The sequence below is a fragment of the Chloroflexota bacterium genome, assembly GCA_026710945.1.
GTDB lineage: Bacteria > Chloroflexota > UBA11872 > VXOZ01 > VXOZ01 > VXOZ01.
The window spans coordinates 1-18,124 of the sequence record JAPOQA010000023.1 but is presented as its reverse complement, the minus strand read 5'-3'; the positions used below and the strand labels follow the sequence as shown (position 1 = coordinate 18,124).

Annotated in this window: 13 protein-coding genes; 10 read left to right on the top strand and 3 right to left on the bottom strand. The window is 59.4% G+C overall.

Features of this window, described 5'->3' with window-relative positions:
• Positions 1–148 precede the first annotated feature (148 nt).
• Positions 149–967, bottom strand: a complete 819-nt coding sequence (locus OXE05_04735; GenBank protein ID MCY4436622.1) for an ion transporter — start codon at positions 965–967, stop codon at positions 149–151.
• Between the two features lie 207 nt (positions 968–1,174).
• Here OXE05_04735 and OXE05_04730 point away from each other — a divergent pair, with 207 nt between their 5' ends.
• The 4 genes from OXE05_04730 (at position 1,175) to OXE05_04715 (ending at position 6,943) form a co-directional block, all read left to right on the top strand.
• Positions 1,175–2,053, top strand: a complete 879-nt coding sequence (locus OXE05_04730; GenBank protein MCY4436621.1) for an ankyrin repeat domain-containing protein — start codon at positions 1,175–1,177, stop codon at positions 2,051–2,053.
• A gap of 1,160 nt (positions 2,054–3,213) precedes the next feature.
• On the top strand, positions 3,214–3,870 hold the full coding sequence (locus OXE05_04725) for an MBL fold metallo-hydrolase (GenBank protein MCY4436620.1): 657 nt from the start codon (positions 3,214–3,216) through the stop codon (positions 3,868–3,870).
• An 8-nt stretch (positions 3,871–3,878) separates the two neighbouring features.
• Entirely contained in the window at positions 3,879–5,660 is a 1,782-nt protein-coding gene (locus OXE05_04720) for a CTP synthase (protein ID MCY4436619.1), read from the top strand.
• Between the two features lie 242 nt (positions 5,661–5,902).
• Positions 5,903–6,943 carry a Gfo/Idh/MocA family oxidoreductase gene (locus tag OXE05_04715; protein ID MCY4436618.1) on the top strand — a complete coding sequence of 347 codons (1,041 nt, stop codon included), beginning with the start codon at positions 5,903–5,905 and terminating at the stop codon, positions 6,941–6,943.
• Between the two features lie 579 nt (positions 6,944–7,522).
• Here the strand turns inward: OXE05_04715 and OXE05_04710 are convergent.
• Both OXE05_04710 and OXE05_04705 read right to left on the bottom strand, forming a co-directional pair.
• Positions 7,523–8,806, bottom strand: a complete 1,284-nt coding sequence (locus tag OXE05_04710; protein MCY4436617.1) for an aminotransferase class I/II-fold pyridoxal phosphate-dependent enzyme — start codon at positions 8,804–8,806, stop codon at positions 7,523–7,525.
• A gap of 629 nt (positions 8,807–9,435) precedes the next feature.
• Entirely contained in the window at positions 9,436–10,290 is an 855-nt protein-coding gene (locus OXE05_04705; protein ID MCY4436616.1) for an amidohydrolase family protein, read from the bottom strand.
• Positions 10,291–10,735: 445 nt separating this feature from the next.
• Here OXE05_04705 and OXE05_04700 point away from each other — a divergent pair, with 445 nt between their 5' ends.
• The 6 genes from OXE05_04700 to OXE05_04675 all read left to right on the top strand — a co-directional run bounded on the left by OXE05_04700 (position 10,736) and on the right by OXE05_04675 (position 17,726).
• A complete protein-coding gene (locus OXE05_04700; protein ID MCY4436615.1) occupies positions 10,736–11,809 on the top strand; it encodes a DSD1 family PLP-dependent enzyme in 1,074 nt (357 codons plus the stop codon).
• 617 nt (positions 11,810–12,426) lie between these two features.
• A complete protein-coding gene (locus tag OXE05_04695) occupies positions 12,427–13,467 on the top strand; it encodes a hypothetical protein (GenBank protein MCY4436614.1) in 1,041 nt (346 codons plus the stop codon).
• Between the two features lie 127 nt (positions 13,468–13,594).
• Positions 13,595–14,191, top strand: coding sequence for a UbiX family flavin prenyltransferase (locus OXE05_04690; GenBank protein ID MCY4436613.1), 597 nt, complete (start codon positions 13,595–13,597; stop codon positions 14,189–14,191).
• 167 nt (positions 14,192–14,358) lie between these two features.
• Entirely contained in the window at positions 14,359–15,357 is a 999-nt protein-coding gene (locus OXE05_04685; protein MCY4436612.1) for a MetQ/NlpA family ABC transporter substrate-binding protein, read from the top strand.
• Between the two features lie 301 nt (positions 15,358–15,658).
• Positions 15,659–16,474, top strand: a complete 816-nt coding sequence (locus OXE05_04680; protein MCY4436611.1) for an ABC transporter ATP-binding protein — start codon at positions 15,659–15,661, stop codon at positions 16,472–16,474.
• Positions 16,475–16,913: 439 nt separating this feature from the next.
• Positions 16,914–17,726: an RNA methyltransferase gene (locus OXE05_04675; protein MCY4436610.1), complete on the top strand. Its 813-nt coding sequence runs from the start codon at positions 16,914–16,916 to the stop codon at positions 17,724–17,726.
• Positions 17,727–18,124: the final 398 nt, after the last annotated feature.

The following is an 18,124-nucleotide window of genomic DNA, read 5'->3' as shown; positions in this document are numbered from 1 at the left end:
CATTGGTGCGTGATTAGATCGCGGCAGCTTGCCGTCATGCTCCTTCACCCCCATCCTAACCTTCCCCCGTCAAGGTAGGAAGGAGTTTCGCAAAGATCTCCAGAGGAAGCGTGGACTAGCAACTGAACCTCCCGACAGGCCCAATGCTCTACTCCGGCGTGCGCTGCAGGGCTTCTTCAACGCGCCGCAGGGAGTCTTGGGTCGTGCGCAGTTCCTGGAGCAGTTCTTCCCGGGACGCGGGCACTTCCAACATGCGCAGACGCTCTTCCTTGGCTTCGTCCATAGTGCTCACAACGACGGCAATGAACAGGTTGGCCCCGATGAACGTGGTGATTATTACGAAACTGACAAAGTAGACCCAGGCGAACGGCACTGCATTGAGCGCAGTTTGCATGATGTCTGACCAGCCGTCCAGTGTTACCACCTGAAAGAGCGATAGTACGGAATCGCCCAGCGTTCCCCAGTGCTCCGGGTCGTGATCCCCAAGAAGACTATTTCCGTAAACGGCGTACAGATAGATAACGATGCACAGCAGCATCAGGATGTGCGCCATGTCCGGTATGGAGCGAAACATCGTTGTAAGGATTAAGCGCATTGCCTTGATGGTCGTTAAGTCCTGAAGCAGCCGCAGCAGGCGCACGACAACGACGAGTAGCGCGAAATCGGCGGCAAACTCAAAGACGGCGATTCCACCTATGATGGAAGTGATTACGAGGAAGTCAAAGACGTTCCAAGGGTCTCTGAAATACCGGTCTACTCTTGGCGCGACTGCTAGTATCTTGAGGAAGACTTCCAGGACGAGCACGAGCAGCATAAGAATGATGAACAACCCCATCCAGACTTGGTACCGTTCAAACAAGACGTCAGAAGTAGCCAGCCCGTGCAGAATCGACGTGCCGACAATGAGCAAGACGAGGATGTATTCGAACATCCGTGCGTGTACGATACGGTGCGCTAAGCTTCGCATGCCTTCGCTCCTCCTCGCGGCAAGAAATACACTATCGGGCTAGTCGTTTGTCACCATTATAGTGATGGCTACACCGATTTCAGTTTGCTGGGCGCGTCTTAGCAATACAAGCGACGGGCCGCTCGTTCGCGAAAATCCGCCAAGGTAACCGCGGGTGCGGTGAGGAGCGTCAAGTCAACGCAAGATAAGGTAACGAAAGCACACGATATGAGTCGACGAGTGTTGCGCAAGCAGTTTATCGCGGCAATCGAAGCGGGGGATGAGAACCGGGTCGCCGAGATTGCCGCTGCGGACCCCAGCATCGTCAACGCGGCCAACTCGCACGGGCACGTCCCACTCGGCGCTGCCATTGGCACCGGCTGTCTCGAACGCATCAAGCAGTTAGTTGCGCTGGGCGCCGATCCAAGCCATGCCTACCACGGTCGCACCTTGCTGGATGCGGCGGCGTTTAGCGGACACGCGGACATCTTTCGCTATCTCGTCTCGTTCGGCATGCAGCCAAGCGTCCATCACGCCGCTGCACTTGGTGAATTCCGCCTCTTGGGACAGATGTTGACGGAAAATCCAGCCTTGAGGGAACCTACGGTAGCGGGTGGCCGTTGGCGCATCACGCCGTTGCACGCTGCCGTGATCGCAGGTAACCGCGAAACCGTAGAGTTTCTGCTTGGGCAAGACGTGCCTGTGGACGCACTGAACCACAACGGCCACACCGCACTGGCACTGAGCGCGGAGCATCCGCCGAAGGAGGGCCGCGCACCCATCGCCGAGCTACTGCTCGCCCACGGCGCGGACGCAAACGCCGCTGCCGGACACCACGGCGGCACTGTGCTTCACCGTGCCGTCATCCATGGCAACATTGCCTTGGCTCGCTTGTTGTTGGAGCACGGCGCCGATCCGAACCGCCAGGATTGGTCGGGCAAGACGCCGCTCCATCACGCGGTGGCGAAGAATCGAAAGCTTGTGGAATTGGTGCTGGCGTTCTCACCGAATCTTGCGTTGGAATCCCGCGACGGGGAGACACCGTTGCAGTATGCGCAACGTTTGCGAAAACGTGCGCTCGTGCAACTGTTGAAGGTTGGGGAGTAGGCGTGAACGACGCAACCATCCTTTATTAACCCGGCACAGTACGTCGCATAAGGCGCATTGAGAATCTGGCAATTCGCTCGCAATTGCTGTGAATTTGGGCGGCAACATCATCCGCCACTCCGGCGAAAAGCCTGCTCTGAGCTTGCCGAAGAGCCTGCCCTGTACGCGATACGGGGCCGGAACCCATCTTTATCAATTTGCAGTCAAGAGTGACGAGCGGGGGACGAGCCCCAATGCTGTCGCTCTGACTTTCTTGGCATAGAACATGGCGTTCTCAATACCTTACACTTCCGGTAGCGCAGGCCCTTCGGAGACCTTGGCATAACCCTTGCCGGGGCGGGAAAGTCCCCTCTCCCTGGGGAGAGGGTTAGAGCCTGCCCCGTACTCGATACAGCGTATCGACACGATACGGGGGTGAGGGGGAAACTCCCACAATCTGGGAGCTATTTTGCCATTATTGCATTTTTGCGTATCAGTCTTACTGGTAAAGAGGATGGGGTAAACGGAAATCCCCTCACCTCGGCCCTCTCCCCAAGAGGACGTCTCATAAATGCATCGCTCGGTGTAGACTTGCCCTTCGACAGGCTCAGGGCGAACGTAACAGGCAACAATCCGTTCATGCTGAGCTTGTCGAAGCACGATATGGCTTTTCGAGTCGACTTATGAGACAGCCTCCCAAGGAGAGGGAGTAGCTCGTGCGCCTCCGGCCGGGTTTACGCAAAGGTCTCCTTAGGCAGAGCCTGTGCAGAGCACTTCGACAAGCTCAGCACAGGTTCTGCCGCGAAGTGCTCAGCACAGGCTTGCAACCCCGTATCGAGTACGGGGCAGGCTCCACGTCTGTTGCAGGGTCCAACTCCTGCGCACTCGTTTCTGTCAGAGGAGATGTTAGAATCACGCCTTGTGCAGTTGACATGGTCGCACTGCCGTGTACGCTGGCGGGGGACAAGCCCCCGCGCGACACGTTGCCGTGAATGCACAGGTGCGAAACGGCGCAGAATTCACGACACCTGCCCTCGCTCCTAGTGATGAGAGTGATGAGTCTCCGCGTGGAGTATCGGCTCTCTGCTTTCCCACCGCAGGGCGGTGTGGTAGAATGCCCGTAATCATTGAGGCGACTTTCCGCTTGCTCTTTCCCCACTAGTTCCGGAGTGCAGATTGGCGTGGAGATTTCCTGGTACGGCAACGGATGTTTCCGCTTGCGCAGCCAGCTCGGGACGGTAATTACCGACCCCTACCCGCCCAACCCCGCGCTACGTTTACCAAGGCTCAGCGCCGCCGTTCTTGCGGTCAGCGATTCCACACTGTGTGATGACACGGCTGTTACGCGAGAAGACCATAGTTTGCTCGTAAACGGTCCAGGCGAGTATGAAATCGGGGGCATCTTCATCGTCGGTGTGCCCATGCACAGCCGCGGGCAGGCTGCCGTAACAGCATTTGTATTTGAGATGGAAGGCTTGTCGGTCTGCCATCTTGGGTTGCCCTGGCAGATGCCGACCTCCGCGCAAATTGAGAATCTCGGCAACATAGACATTTTGTTCTTACCCGTGGGAGGGCCGGGCCGTATCGGCGTGCAAGCGGCTTCGGACCTAGCGAGCGAGTTAGAGCCCAAAGTGCTGGTGCCGATGTATTTTAGCCTGCCGAACGCACCCGATGACCGCTTTAATCCCCTGGACCGCTTGGCGCACGAGCTTGGCACGAAGCTGCCGGAACCGGAAGCATCCTTCAACACGCGGCGCCGGGGTGGGATCGGTCAAAACACGGTCGTAGTCCTGGAGAGCCGGGCGCAATCGCGGCGAGAAAGTGTCGCACAAAAGTGAGTGAATCCATGGCCGACACCGTTGGAAACGCAGACTCCGTCGAAGACGCCGACTCCGTTGAAGACGCCAATATACGGCATGTTGCCAAGCACATATTCGTCACCGGCGGCGTGGTTTCCTCTGTCGGCAAAGGGGTCACGGTGGCGGCCATCGGACGGCTGCTCAAGAGCCGGGGCATCCGCGTCTCCATTCAAAAGCTCGATCCGTATATCAACGTCGATCCGGGCACCATGAGTCCCTACCAGCACGGCGAGGTTTTTGTGACGGAAGACGGCGCGGAGACCGACCTCGACCTCGGCCACTACGAGCGCTTCATCGATGAGCCTCTCACCCGCGAAAGCAACGTGACCTCCGGCCAGGTGTTCGAGCACGTGATCGAGAAAGAGCGGCGCGGGGACTATCTGGGCGGCACGGTGCAGATGATTCCCCACATTACGGACGAGATTCGCGAGCGCATCCTGCGGGTAGGCGAGACCACGAATGCGGACGTCGTCATCGTAGAGGTGGGCGGCACGATCGGCCATATCGAGAGCTTGCCCTTCATCGAGAGTATCCGCCAACTCCGGCGCATGCTCGGTCGGGAAAACGTCTTCTATATCCATGTGACGCTGCTCCCGTACATTGGCTCGACCGGTGAACTCAAGACGAAACCCACGCAGCACAGCGTCCAGGAATTACGTCGGCTCGGCATCCAGCCGGAAATGATCATCTGTCGTTCCGACTACGAAATGCCGCCGGAGCTGCGCGAGAAGATTGCGCTCTTCTGCGATGTGGACGAACCGGCCGTAATCCCGCTGGTTACGTTCTCTTCCATCTACGAAGTGCCGATGTATTTGGAAAATATCGGTATCGGCAATTTGCTGGTGGATGCCCTGCGCCTGCCGGCACAGGAGCCGGACCTCTCCATTTGGGAGAAGATCGTGGAGCACGTCACGAGCAGTCACGCGCCGCTGGAGATCGCCATCGTCGGCAAGTATACGCAACTACCGGACGCCTACCTTAGCGTGACAGAGGCGCTGCGACACGCCTGTGCGGCGAATCAGGTGAACCTCAAACTCAAATGGGTGAACGCCGAGGACGTGGAAACTGACGGGCCGGAAGCGCATCTCGCCGACGTACGCGGAATAGTTGTGCCGGGCGGCTTCGGCCCCCGCGGCATCGAGGGGAAGATCATGGCGGCGCGCTATGCCCGCGAGAACAGTATTCCATACCTCGGGCTTTGCCTCGGTTTGCAGGTTGCCGTTATAGAATTTGCGCGGGCCGTGTTGGGCGAGCAGGCGAACAGTACGGAATTCGATCCGGAATCGCCCCATCCTGTGATCGACCAAATGGAAAGCCAGCGCGGCGTTACAAAAAAAGGCGGAACCATGCGGCTGGGCGCGTACCCCTGTGCGCTAGAGCCGGGCACCATCGCTGCGGCAGCCTACGGCGAGTCTCTCGTATATGAGCGGCATCGCCACCGCTGGGAGGTCAACGACCGCTACAAGGACGTCTTGGCAGAGCGTGGTTTTCGGGTGAGCGGCGTCTGGCCGGAAGGCGGCTTGGCGGAGATCATGGAGCGCACCGACCATCCGTTCTTTGTAGGCAGCCAATTCCATCCCGAGTTCAAATCGCGCCCCAACCGCCCCCATCCCCTTTTCGCGGCCTTCGTGCGCGCCGGCAAGCAGGTCCATCTGGAAGGCGACCAGGAGCCGCTGCCTATCGGCGGAAGCGAAGACATGCTCTCCTCATCGCCGTTGCTGGGGCCGGCTGAAGAGGAAGTCACAGTACCGAGCGGCCAATTGCCGTAGCGGCGCAGCTTGCGGCTCCCGCGTCCCTCGTTTCACGTGTGCTCTTCCCCCGCCGGTGTATGGAATCGAGTGCTCTGGTGCAGATTGCACCAAGAGCGGAGGTTACGGTCGCTAGTCTCATCCGGACGCAAAGATTAGTGGGACCTATCCTTGGAGCGCCGTAGCCACCCACGGTGAGTATGTGTAGTCCGGTGTGCAAGATCACCGAAAGAACGTGTAGTGCATGTATAGAGAGCGTAAACATGGATGAAAATGGCCTAGCAGGCCTTGGCGTAGCAGTGATCGGCTTTGGCGTGGGGCGCAGTCACATGCGCGCGTATCGGGAGATCCCCGGTGTGCGGCTGGTTGTGCTCTGCGATACCGACGAGGAGCGGCTGGCGCAGGCGCGGCAGGAGTTTGACGGCATCGCCACGACGAGCGACGTCGAAGCAGCCGTGAGCCGCGACGACGTTCACGTGGTATCGGTCTGCACACCCGACCACCTGCACTACGAGCATTGTCTCGCCGCCCTCGCCCACGGCAAGCACATCCTTTGCGAGAAACCCATGACCACCAGCGAGCCGCACGCGTGGGACCTCGTACGACGGGTCAGAGAGGCTGACGTGCGCTTTGCCGTGGGCAACGTCAACCGCTTCGTGCCGCAGTTCGCGGCCATCCACCAATTTGTGGAGGAAGGGCGGCTGGGCGAGCTCTTCTTCGTGGAAAGCGATTACATCCACGACATGCGCAACGTCTACCAACGTACCCCCTGGCGGGCCGATCCGGTGAACCCCCAAAACGCGTGGTTCGGCGGCGGTGTGCATCCCATGGACTTGGTGCGTTGGGTTGCGGGCGACGTGACGGAAATCACCTTGTACGCGAACAAGTGCGCCAGCACACCGGAGTTCCCCCTGCCGGATACGTACATCAGCATCCTCAAGTTTGCCAACGGCTGTCTCGGCAAAGTGTGGGAGACGTCGGCCATTCGCCGTGTGCCGGGGCACGTGGTGAACTTCAACGCCTACGGCGCGGAAGGCACCATGCTCACGAATACGCTGGAGATGGAAGCAAAACTCTGGCTGAATTGGGGCGTGGAAGGCCAAGCGGGCGCGCAGACGCTGCCATTCCGCCGCACCATTGGCCACCCGGTGCTGGACGAACTCACGCACTTGGTGGACTGCATTCGCACCGGCGAGACGCCGCTAGTGGATGCCCTGGAAGGCGCAAAGACCGTGGCCACCCTCGCTGCGGGTATGCGCTCGCTGGAGAGCAGCAAGCCGGAGCAGGTGAACTCCTGGCCGTGAGCAGGCAGCGGTCAGCAGATAGCGCTAACGCAGAGAGATAAGGCTTGGGTATGTTGCGCGTTTAGGCGGTGGGGGCTCTGTTCCGTCATTTCCGTGAAAACGGGAATCCATCTTAAGCTTCCGGCGTTACCAACGTAGGGGCACGATATATCGTGCCCCTACACCTTTCTGTGCCAGCAAGGATTGAGTTTCTTGCCCTCACCCCGGCCCTCTCCCAGCGGAGACCCTCGCATATCACCACTTTCAAGCAGGGGCACTCCCTCTCCTGGGGGAGAGGGTTGGGGTGAGGGGGACTTTTTGCTACGATGGCCCTTTACGCTGGGCAGTGTCAAGATGTATCAGGGCAGATTTGGTGTGCATATGGAGAGATTTCAGGAGATTCACCCTCACCCCCGTATCGAGTACGGGGCAGGCTCTAGCCCTCTCCCGTCGAGGGAGAGGGAACTATTTCGCTACCGCTTGAGTTTCGCAAAGGCCTCCAGCGGGAGAGGGTGTAATCGCGCGGAGTCCTGACGTTCGTCACGGACAGTCCCTACGCCAAAAACAAGGGAACGCGCAGACCAATGTTGCCCCAAAAACTCAGACCAGCACCTGAGTGGCGACCTTCCACAGACCTTGGACCACGTCGGCGCAGTCGGCGTCGGTGTAGCCCGGCCCAATGCCGATGAGGACGGCGCGGGCCATAATCGCTTCCGTGCGCGGGCAGAGGCCGGAGGCGAATTCCTGCGTGAGTGCGCCGACCGCCGGACGGTAGTTCTGCAGCGCCTCGATGGTGTAGACCGGTTTGCCGCCGTAGACGTGCCGCGCCGGAATGCCTTCCGCGCGGAGCGCCTTCACGAATGGTCCGGTGTTCTCGGGATCGTCCAGCAGCAGGCCAAACGCCACGCCCGCCACGCCGTCGGGATCGGGCAGGTGACGCAACGTCACGCCGGGCAGTCCCGCGACTTCGCGCTTGATCGTGTCGTGGGCATGCCGCATGTGGTCGATGATGCCCGGCAGCTTGCGAAGTTGCGCCAGCGCCAGGGCGCCGGCGAGTTCGCCCATGCGGTAGACCTCACCCGGAAATGCGTCGAGCTGCCCGGGCGGGTAAGCGGTCAAATCGCCCATGGTGTCGTCCGGCGCGCTCGTCTCGATAGTCATGCGCCCGAAACGGTAATTGCCGTGATCGTGATAGCGCACCGCCCGTTCGAACATCGCCGGCTCGCTGGTGGTGACAAACCCACCCTCGCCAGCGGTGATGATCTTGTTGACCTGCAGGCTAAATGCGCCCACGTCGCCCCACGCGCCGATGGGCTTGTCTTTGTAGGCCGCGCCGGCCGACTGGGCACAGTCCTCGATTACGGGGAGATCGTGCCGCCGCGCGATGTCCATGATCGTGTCCATCTCGGCGGCCACGCCGCTGGTATGCACCGGCATGATGGCGCGCGTGCGGGACGTGATGCGGTTCTCGATGTCGTCGGGAGCAAGGGTGAACGACTCGTTGACGTCGGCAAATACCGGTATGGCCTGATGCGCGGCAACGGTGCCGGGCGAAGCGATGAATGTGAGCGCGGGCACGATGACCTCGTCGCCGGGGGCAATATCGAGGGCTTTCAAGCCGACTTTGAGGGCGGCTGTGCCTGACGTGACGCCCAGCGCATACGCCGTGCCCATCATGCGGGCCGCTTCACGCTCCAATGCGGCAACTTTGTCCGGCTCATTCACGCCGTAGAAGCGGAAGGGCGCACGGCGCTCCAGCACCTCGAGGACCAGTTCTCTCTCTTCATCGCCAATCAGACGCGCGCCGGGATAGCCGGTCTCCAAAGGGGCAGTGCGGACCGGCTCGCCGCCGTCTACGGCCAAGCGTTCAATTTTCGTTGCCATGTTCTGTTTCTCCTTGATGTCGGCTACCGGTGTCACGACGCATTCACTGGAGATGCACGACATGTCGTGCCCCTACGCTTTTCCAAAACTGCTCTCGGACGGCCCCGACCGGCCGCGCTTACCGAACTATGGTTTCGACAGGCGTTCGCGCGTCAAGAGAGCCCTTCTGATCCGTCACTCCTGTAAGTGTTGAGTAATTCGTTGACAGAATCCGCTTTCCATTCTGAGGAGTTGACGGTGCATGTCATTCCGAGCGGAGCGAGGAATCTAGGGCCCATGGAACGTGTTGCCCAATAGGCTCAACATCTTAGCTCCCTCTCTTCGCTGCGCTTCGTTCGGAATGACATGTGTACTAGTCATGTCTAACACTGCGAAAGGTTGCTTTTGATCTCAAATCTGTCAACGAATTACCTGACATTTACAATTCCCGCGTGCGCGGGAATCCATCTTCTCTTCCGGCCTCAGCCGTCTAAATGCATGACCGCAAGGTCCAAACTATCCCCGACTTGGGCCACGTATCGTGTCGATTCGCCGTATCGCCCACGGGGCAGGCTCTTCGGCAAGCTCAGAGCAGGCTTTCCGCCGGAGTGACGGACTTACCCACTAATGCGGTGGAGAAAGAGCACGAGCTACCGCTTCTTGGTATGCAGATGCTTGTCCTTCAAGATGACCTTCTCCGCCGTGCCGCCCATGATGGCTTCACGTTGCTCGTCGCTCATGGGGAAGTTGCGTAAGAACTCTACCTGCGGCAGCGGCTGCCAGGGATGGAGATAGTCGGTGCCGAGCATGAGTTTCTGCCAGTTGCGTTGGATGAAGCCCTCGGTAAAGTCGAGATCGCGGGAGATGGCATTGTAGCCGGAACCCGCCGACAGGTCGCCGTACATGTTGGGGTATTCCTGCAAGAGGCGCTCGGTGCTGCCGCCGGGCGTGACCTTACCCGGGGGATAGCCGACCCTGCTGGCCCGCTTGAAGTCTGCGGAAATCTCCGCCCACCACGCTGGTCCGTGACCCATGAAGACCGTATTGGGACACTCCTTGAGCACGCGCTCCATTCCCGGCTGGCCGTCCTCATCGGTGCAGAGATTCAGGTCCAGGTGCAGCATCACCGGCAGGTCGAATTCACCGGCCAGGGAAAAAAGCTCAATGGCGCGGGGATCGTCGATCGCCAAACCGTTCTTATGCTCGCCAAAACCCATGATGCCCTTGGCGACCATTCTTTCCAGCAGCATGCGTTTGTTCACGGAGTTGCGCGGATCGATGACGCCAAACGGGATGAACCGCTCCGGGTACCTCTTCCAATCTTCCAGTGCCTCCGCCGTGAGGAAGTATTCCGGAAAGGACTCCGGACTCTCCAAGGGCAGGAGCACAGACATATCCACGCCCATCTTGTCCATGCGGTTCACCATCTGGTCCGCCGACATGGTGATGGCGTTGCCCATACTCCATCGCCCACGGCAGGTGTGCGTGTGGACATCGATAACCATAGTGCGTCTTTCCTTCCGAGAAGATTCTGGCTGGGTTTTCTGCGTTTGCCGTTGCTCGTGTTGATAGGAGTATACCGTATTCGGACGATTGACTTTGGCGAGGAGGCAATGAGGGAGACCTTCGCGCGCAATCTTGTTCAGACACCTCCGGGAGCGCCTTAGTTACACTCGTGCGCGGACGGCGATATACTTAGAGCCAAATCAACTTGGCAATTGCCCGTTCGCCCTAGGCCAGCCTGTACTAAGATTGCTGTAGGCTCAAAGCGTGAGCGGCAATTGGTTTACGCGAAGCGCAGCCGTTCGCCCTGAGCCTGTCGAAGGGTAACGGCTGTCAAGGCACGGTGGGACTCCCGCGACTACCCAAAAGGTCTCCCTGCACTTGCAGGCGCATTGCGGAAAGGGCTCGCATCAAGAAGCCAGACAATCCCCATGGAGTAAGCAAACTGTGAACAAATTCGATCTCCCAACCCCGGCGCTCTGCATTGATATGGAGTCGGTCCGCCACAATCTGCGCCTCATGCAGGACTTTGCCGATGGGGCCGGCGTGGACCTGCGCCCCCACGCCAAGACCCATAAGAACCCGTTCTTTGCGCACATGCAGATGGCACAGGGAGCGGTGGGAGTCTGCGTGGCAAAGCTCAGTGAAGCCGAGGTCATGGTGCAAGGGGGCGTGAAGGACATCCTCGTCACCAATGAGATCGCCGATCCGCGCAAGTTGCGCCAACTGGCGGGCCTCGCGCACTACGCCAAGATCACATTGGCCGTGGATAGTCTGCCGTGCGCCGCGGCGGCGGCGCGGGCGGCCATGGACATGGGGAGTACGCTCAATTTGCTCATCGAGGTGGATAGCGGGTCGCTGCGCTGCGGCACCGCTCCCGGTGAGCCGACGCTTGAACTGGCGCGGGGCATCATGGAGCTGGAATGCGTGGTATTCGCGGGAATCATGGGCTACGAGGGCCACTGCATGTTCATCGAGGACGCGGACGAACGCCAGCGGATGGTGCATGCGGACCAAGAGAGACTGGTGGGCACCGCCGATCTCATCCGCGCCCACGGCATTCCTGTGCAGACGGTCTCCGCCGCGGGCACCGGCACTTATGACCTGACCGGCAACTATCCGGGCATTACCGAGCTGCAGCCGGGCTCGTACGTCTTCATGGACGGACGTTACCGGCCGCTGAAGCCGGAGTTTCGCTGCGCGCTCACCGTAATCGTTACGGTGATCAGCCGTCCCACGCCGGAGCGGGTCGTTGTCGACGTGGGCATGAAGTCGCTAACCAACGAGTTCGGCATGCCGCAGGTGCTCAACGTCCCCGATTGCGAATTCTACCGCGAGGGCGAGGAGAACGCCTGCATCCGCCTGGACGATACCAGCCATCCCATTCGCCCCGGCGATCAGGTGGAACTGCTGCCCATGCACGGCGATACGACCATTGCCGTACATGATGAGTACCACCTCTGCCACGGCGAAGAGGTGGTGATGACGCTGCCAATCCAAGGGCGGGGGAAGTTTCTGTGAGATCATTCGGAAACCGTCTGGGCAGTGTGATTCCTGCCGACGATTAGTTTGATCTCTTTGCAGCCTCAAGCGTCCTCTCGTTTGTACACTACCTCTAGCCTATCAACCGCTTGTGCTAATCTGGCGATGAACGGTAAAGAGAACTACGAAGTGGGAGGCACATCGTGAGTTCAATGCCGACATACAAAGAAATCCAGGACTGCGCTGCTCAAGAGCTCGGTGTCCAACCATCCTCGGTAAAGACATGCTGCATTGCGAAGGTTAAGCGTGAGTTGGGCCTTATCGGGCGAATATCTTGGAATTCTAGTCCAGACCGAGACACTTTGAGATGCCCACCGCGCTACTTTGATGCGATCAGACGTTGTATTACCTCTCGGCTCAGGTTGGGAGTCGACAGTCAGTAGCATGTACGGTGTTCAAACCGTGGCGACACTGTTAGCACTCGAAGGAATTGCTGCTCAGACTCAAAGCAGAGGACTAGGAAACTGAGAGGGAACATATAGGAAAACATTATACTTTAACTTGAAAAATCGCACAAATCGTGGCATAATACTGCGCAAAAGTATAAGTCGAGAGTAGCAATTTCCAATATAGTGCCGTTGCAGGGAGGCGGTTTAGTGATACCAAACGTACAGTCTGTCCTTCGTCAACCAGTGACTGTCGCCATTCTTTCTGCCGATGCCGTCCATAACGCGCTGGAGCGGCGTTTGCGCAAGCCTGTCCCGAGCCAAAACGGTGACACGGCTATCGTCAAGATCGAAGGACTGACTCCAGCGGCTGAGACTCCCGACGTGCAGCAGTACATACGAACCGGCGCTTTGCAGTTCTGGGTAGCGGGCACGTTTGCGAACAGTTGGCTAAGCAATCTTGACTTCAATTCGCTGCCAACTAATCTCAGCGAGTATTACCAGCGAGCGGGCACGCGCGGCGAGTTACGGGACTTGGCGGGAGCGGAGGCGGTATGGGAGACGATACCAGACGCTATTCGCATGGCAGGGCCGGAAGCGTTGCAGGAGTTTCGCAGTGGACGGGACTGGAGCCACATAGTGCCACGAAGCTTGGGTGGCAGTGATGGCGCCAGCAATGGCATCTTCGAGGAAAGGAGCATCAACCAGGACAGAGGCGCAGTGACCATGACGGAGGCGGATCTTGCGGCTGCGAAGCAGGCGCTGCAAACGGTGGAGCTACGTCATACCATAACGTTGACGGCTCAAGCCACGGTGACTGCGGCTCTCGTTACGGCTGTGGTGGAGGGCGTGTTCGCCGTAATGGAGGAAGGTCTGCGGTACTACGATGGGGAGATAAGCAAGGCTGAATTGTACTCAAGGGTTTGGAAGCGGCTGCGCAAGCGAGTTGCGCTCGCTGTAGTCATATCGGGGCTTGTCGTGGGGTTGGCAATTGTCTTCCCTGAGTTGACTCCGATACTAGGCGCTTTGGCGATACCGATGGCCGTAGCGAGCTTCGTTATGTTGGGGTATCGATTCTATAGTTTGAGCATGGAATGGAAGCAGAGAGTGGGACTTGAGCCAGTATTGACAGCTTGGTATCAATCGAAGGAAATTCCTGAGAGGGCTTGGCGGGAACTAAAGAGCGTCTCGGTTCAGACTGGACAAGGAGCAAATGCTCTTTCCAATCGGGTGCTGGAGTGGGTTGCATAGGCTAGGAAAGTGGCGGGAATCCGCTTAGCCTCTGCTCCATGAAGTAAGGTTCGCGAGAATGTCGCAGGCCTGCAATTCAAGATCGTTGCATAGCATCTGTGCAATGATAGTGTGAAAGCGTATGTGAGTGAAGATTCAGAATCGGCAGTTGCCCGTAGTCGTCGGCATCACGGCGGCCAGCGGCGCGGCGTTGACGGAGCGTTGCGTCACGTGGCTGGCGGCGCACGGTGTGCCCTTGTACGTGACGTGCAGCAATAACGGCCGGCTGGTGTGGCAGCAAGAGCTGGATGAGTCGCTTGAGGAGGCTGCTGTTCGCTGGTCGCACGCGGGCGACGTGACGCTGATTGACGTGGGCGACGAGGCCGCCTTGATTGCCAGCGGCAGTCTGCTCACTGCGGGGATGATCATCGTCCCGTGCAGCACGGGATCGGCGGCAGCCATCGCCAACGGCATCTGCACGAACGTGCTCCACCGCGCGGCGGAAGTCACCATCAAAGAAAGGCGGCCGCTGGTACTCGTGCCCCGTGAAACGCCGCTCTCCGCTATCCACCTCGAGTCCTGGCTGAAGCTCGCGCGGCTGGGGGTCACCATCGTGCCGCCCATGCTTACCTTCTACAACCACCCCAAGGACATCCAGGACATGGTGGATTTCAGTGTGGGCCGCGCTCTCACGCTGCTTGGCTTCCCGGATGCCCTTCCCGATCGCTTGCGCTACCATCTGTAGGCATTTCCTCTCTTTTCGATCAGGGCGAAGTGTGAATCAATTATTCGGAAGCCTATCGCCACGAGGCTGTACCAGGCGTTTGCCTAACCCACATAGGGCATTTGTACTTATGTTCACAAGTACGGTATGCTGCACGCATATCAACGCAGTTAAGGAGGAAAGAGAACTTGGCTCTCACACGACGAACACTACTCCGTGGAGCGGTCGCCGGCGCGCTGGCGCTCCCCATGCTTGCCGCTTGCGGTCAGGTGACGGTAACGACAAGCGACACCGCAGGGCAAGAGGCCGCGGCGGAACCGACCAAGCTTCGCATTGGCGATCTTCCGCTCATTGACATGTTGCCGGTCTACGTGGCGGAACAGGAAGGCTTGTTCCCGGAAAACCTGGAAGTTGAATTGGTGCCGTTTTCCAGCGCATTGGAGCGCGACACCGCCTATACCTCAAAGCAGGTTGACGGCGTGTTGAACGACTTTGTTTCGTCGACGGCTCTGAATCGCGAGCAGGATTTCACCCGAAACGTGCGGGTGATTTTACGCTCCACCGAGCAACTCTCGCTCTTTGCGCTCATTGCGAGCAAGGGTTCCAACATCGAGAAGATCGAGGACGTGAAGGGCCAGCAGATCGCGATTTCGCCCAACACCATTATCGAGTATGTACTGGACAGGATGCTCGGTACCGTAGGTCTCGGCCACGACGACGTTGAGAAGGTGGCCGTGCCCAGCATTCCACTGCGCCTGGAGATGATCAATCAGGGCAACGTGACCGCTGCCGTGCTGCCGGAGCCCCTCGTCAGCCTGAGCATAGCAACGGCTGGCACGCGCCTCATCAGGGATGATGCCGAGACCCAGTTCGGCGCCTCACTGCTCTCGTTTCGCAGCGACGTGATTGCGAGCCAGGAAGACACGGTGCGCGGCTTCATGGATGGTTTCGAGGCCGGCGTCAACCGCATCAACAGCAATCCGGGAAATTACCAGGACCTCATGGAAGCGCGCGGCCGTATTCCTCCTCCTCTGTTTGGCACGTTTTCCGTACCCCAATTTCCCGCTGCTTCAGTTGTGACCCGGGAAGAGTATGAGGCGGTAGGCGAGTGGGCAGTCGGTCGCGGCCTGCTGCAAGAAGCAATCCCGTACGAAAACCTGATTGATGACCGCTTCTTGCCCGGCTAGGTCTCGCTGACACGAATCTAGAAGACGGGATTCTGACTGTGGCTGCTTGATGTGCTGTCGCCGCATGCGGTGGCTACAAGCCTTAAACTTGTGAATGGGCCAGTGGGCGCAGTGTAGTACGGCTCTTCGCAGTCGCGTACCGGGTTCCTCCCAAAGTATCTCGCCAAACCATATTCTAAAGTGGGCCGTTCCTTTCCCTGCTGAGAGTAGGCCGGCCTGGACGAACTCCACCTGTTGGTGAGAATCACTGCAGGGCATCAACCCGTAAGCGCCGCATCGCTATGGTGTTTGGAGCAAATGGATGAGTGTACCCCGTCAAGCCGTTCCGCCTGCGGAGACTAGCATTGCCGACACCGCAGACCCCCCGCCTCGCGCGGAACTTCAAGACGTGACGTTCGCTTACCGAGAAGACCAACCAATCTTCGATGCCTTTTCTTGGCAAGTCACACCAGGCGATGCCTGGGCCGTGATCGGCCCTTCCGGCTGCGGCAAGTCCACCCTGCTCTACCTGCTTACGGGCTTGCGCCAGCCGCAAGCGGGCGCGGTGCAGGTGGACGGCAGCGCGGTGGGAAAGCCGCGCCCCAGCAGCACGACAGGGCTGATTTTGCAAGACTACGGCCTGCTGCCGTGGGCGACGGTGTGGGACAATGTGCGGCTCGGCCTGCAATTGCGCGGCGCGCCGCGCGCGCAGCAGGAAGAGCAGGTGGCATACTGGCTGGAACGTCTCGACATCGCCGCGCTGCGCGATCACTATCCGGCTCAAATCTCCGGCGGCCAGCGCCAGCGCGCAGCTATCGCCCGCACCCTTGTCTTCCAGCCCAACTTGCTGCTGATGGACGAGCCGTTCAACTCGCTGGATGCCCTCACCCGCGAACGCCTGCAGAACGTTGTGCTGGAGTTAATCCAGGAACACGGGCTCACCACGGTGCTCGTGACCCACAATATCGAGGAGGCGGTCTTTCTCGGCCAACGCGTGCTCGTCTTGGACCAGCCACCCACCGCCGCTGGAACGGTCTTCGAGAACGGCCACGAGGATTCCCACAATTACCGCTCCTCACCAGAGTTTCTGGCCCAATGCACTGCGCTCCGCGCCTTGCTGGCCGGATTGGGCGCATAGACCGCGCACAGACCGCCCGTACGCGTGCACGGTATACTAGACGGAGTGGGATTTTTCATTACTCCCCCCAAGACTTACCCCGTACTCGAATTGGGACGGAAAGCCGTCTGCTCTGCTCCGGGGCGAACATTCTTTCATTTGGGGAAAGCCCCCGCCCTCCGTTTGCGGGTCCAAAACTAGCTAGAACACGGCAGGTTCCAATGAGTCGCGCGCCGTCACTCCGGCGCAAGCCGGAGTCCAGGAGAGCAGTGGTAGTGGATTCCTACCTCGACCCCTGTTCCGGTCAGAGTTACCGAGCGCACTCCGTCCCAAGAGCGGGGGACAAGCCCCCGCGCTACAACAGGATAGTTGCTCCAAGGAGACCAGTGGTGCGATACTGCCGGTCGAATGATTAGAAAACCATGACGAGCCACATACCCCCAGAGTGAACATACACAACATGAGTACAATTCCGCACTACATCATGAGCAAGGACAACCCGCAGATCAAGCGCGTGCGGTCGTTGTTGCAATCGTCGCGGCAGCGACGGAAAGAGCGTGCGTTTGTCGTAGAAGGCGTGCGCCTGGTGGAAGAGGCGCTCGCCGCCGATCGAGTTTCCTCGCTCTACGTCTGCGCCGAATTGCTTACCGCCCACGAACGCAGCCGCGCCTTCCTCGAAAGTCTCCACGAAGATGCCGCCTATGCCCTCATACACGTTGCGCCGGACGTCTTCGCGACTCTGGCGGACACGACTACGCCGCAGGGCGTGGTGGCGGTCTGCTCGTTACCGGATGAGCCGGCATTGCCGCCCCGGCCTACCCTGGCGGTGCTACTCGATGGCGTGCAGGATCCGGGAAACGCGGGCATGATTCTGCGCGCCGCCGCTGCCGCCAATGCCGACGGTGTGCTATTTGGCCCCGGTAGCGTAGACCCATTTAACCCCAAGGTGCTGCGCGGGGCGATGGGCGCCCACTTTCGCACTGTGCTGCTGGGTCTTCGCAGCGAGGACGACGTGCGTAAGGTCGGCGGAGGGTTTACGCAGCGTCTTGCGGCTACGGCGCGGGGCGGCGAGCGCTACGATACGGTTGACTGGACCGAACCGACCCTGCTAATTGTGAGCGCGGAGGCCCACGGCACCAGCGAATTGGGCAGCAGTCTACAGACCGCCGCGGTGTCGATCCCGCTTGCCAATGAGGTGGAATCCCTCAACGTCGGCATGGCCGCGGGCATTCTGCTTTTCGAGGCAGTGCGGCAACGGCTGGATGAATCATAGCTTGCAGGCGCGCAGGCCGATAGGAGACTACTGTAAAACCCTACCAATCAGTTTGAATTAGGTCGGCTTTGCGTCGCCTCCTCACTCCAATTCTCTTCCCAGGGAGACCTTTGCATAGCCCTCGCCGCAGTGAGGCCGTCCTTTCTTTCATCACGGAGACCCCGTATCGTGTCGGTACGCTGTATCGAGTACGGGGCAGGCTCTAACCCTCTCCCGGTGGAGACCCTTGCGAAACCTAAGCGGAAGCGAGAGTGTTCCCTCTCCCTCGACAGAGACCTCTGCGTAACTCACCTGTAGGTGAGAAAACCTCCCTCTCCCCGGGGAGAGGGGATCTTTATGTTGCAGTGGCCCCTTGCGCTGGTGCAGTGTCAAGATGTAGCCGAGCAAATATCGGTATG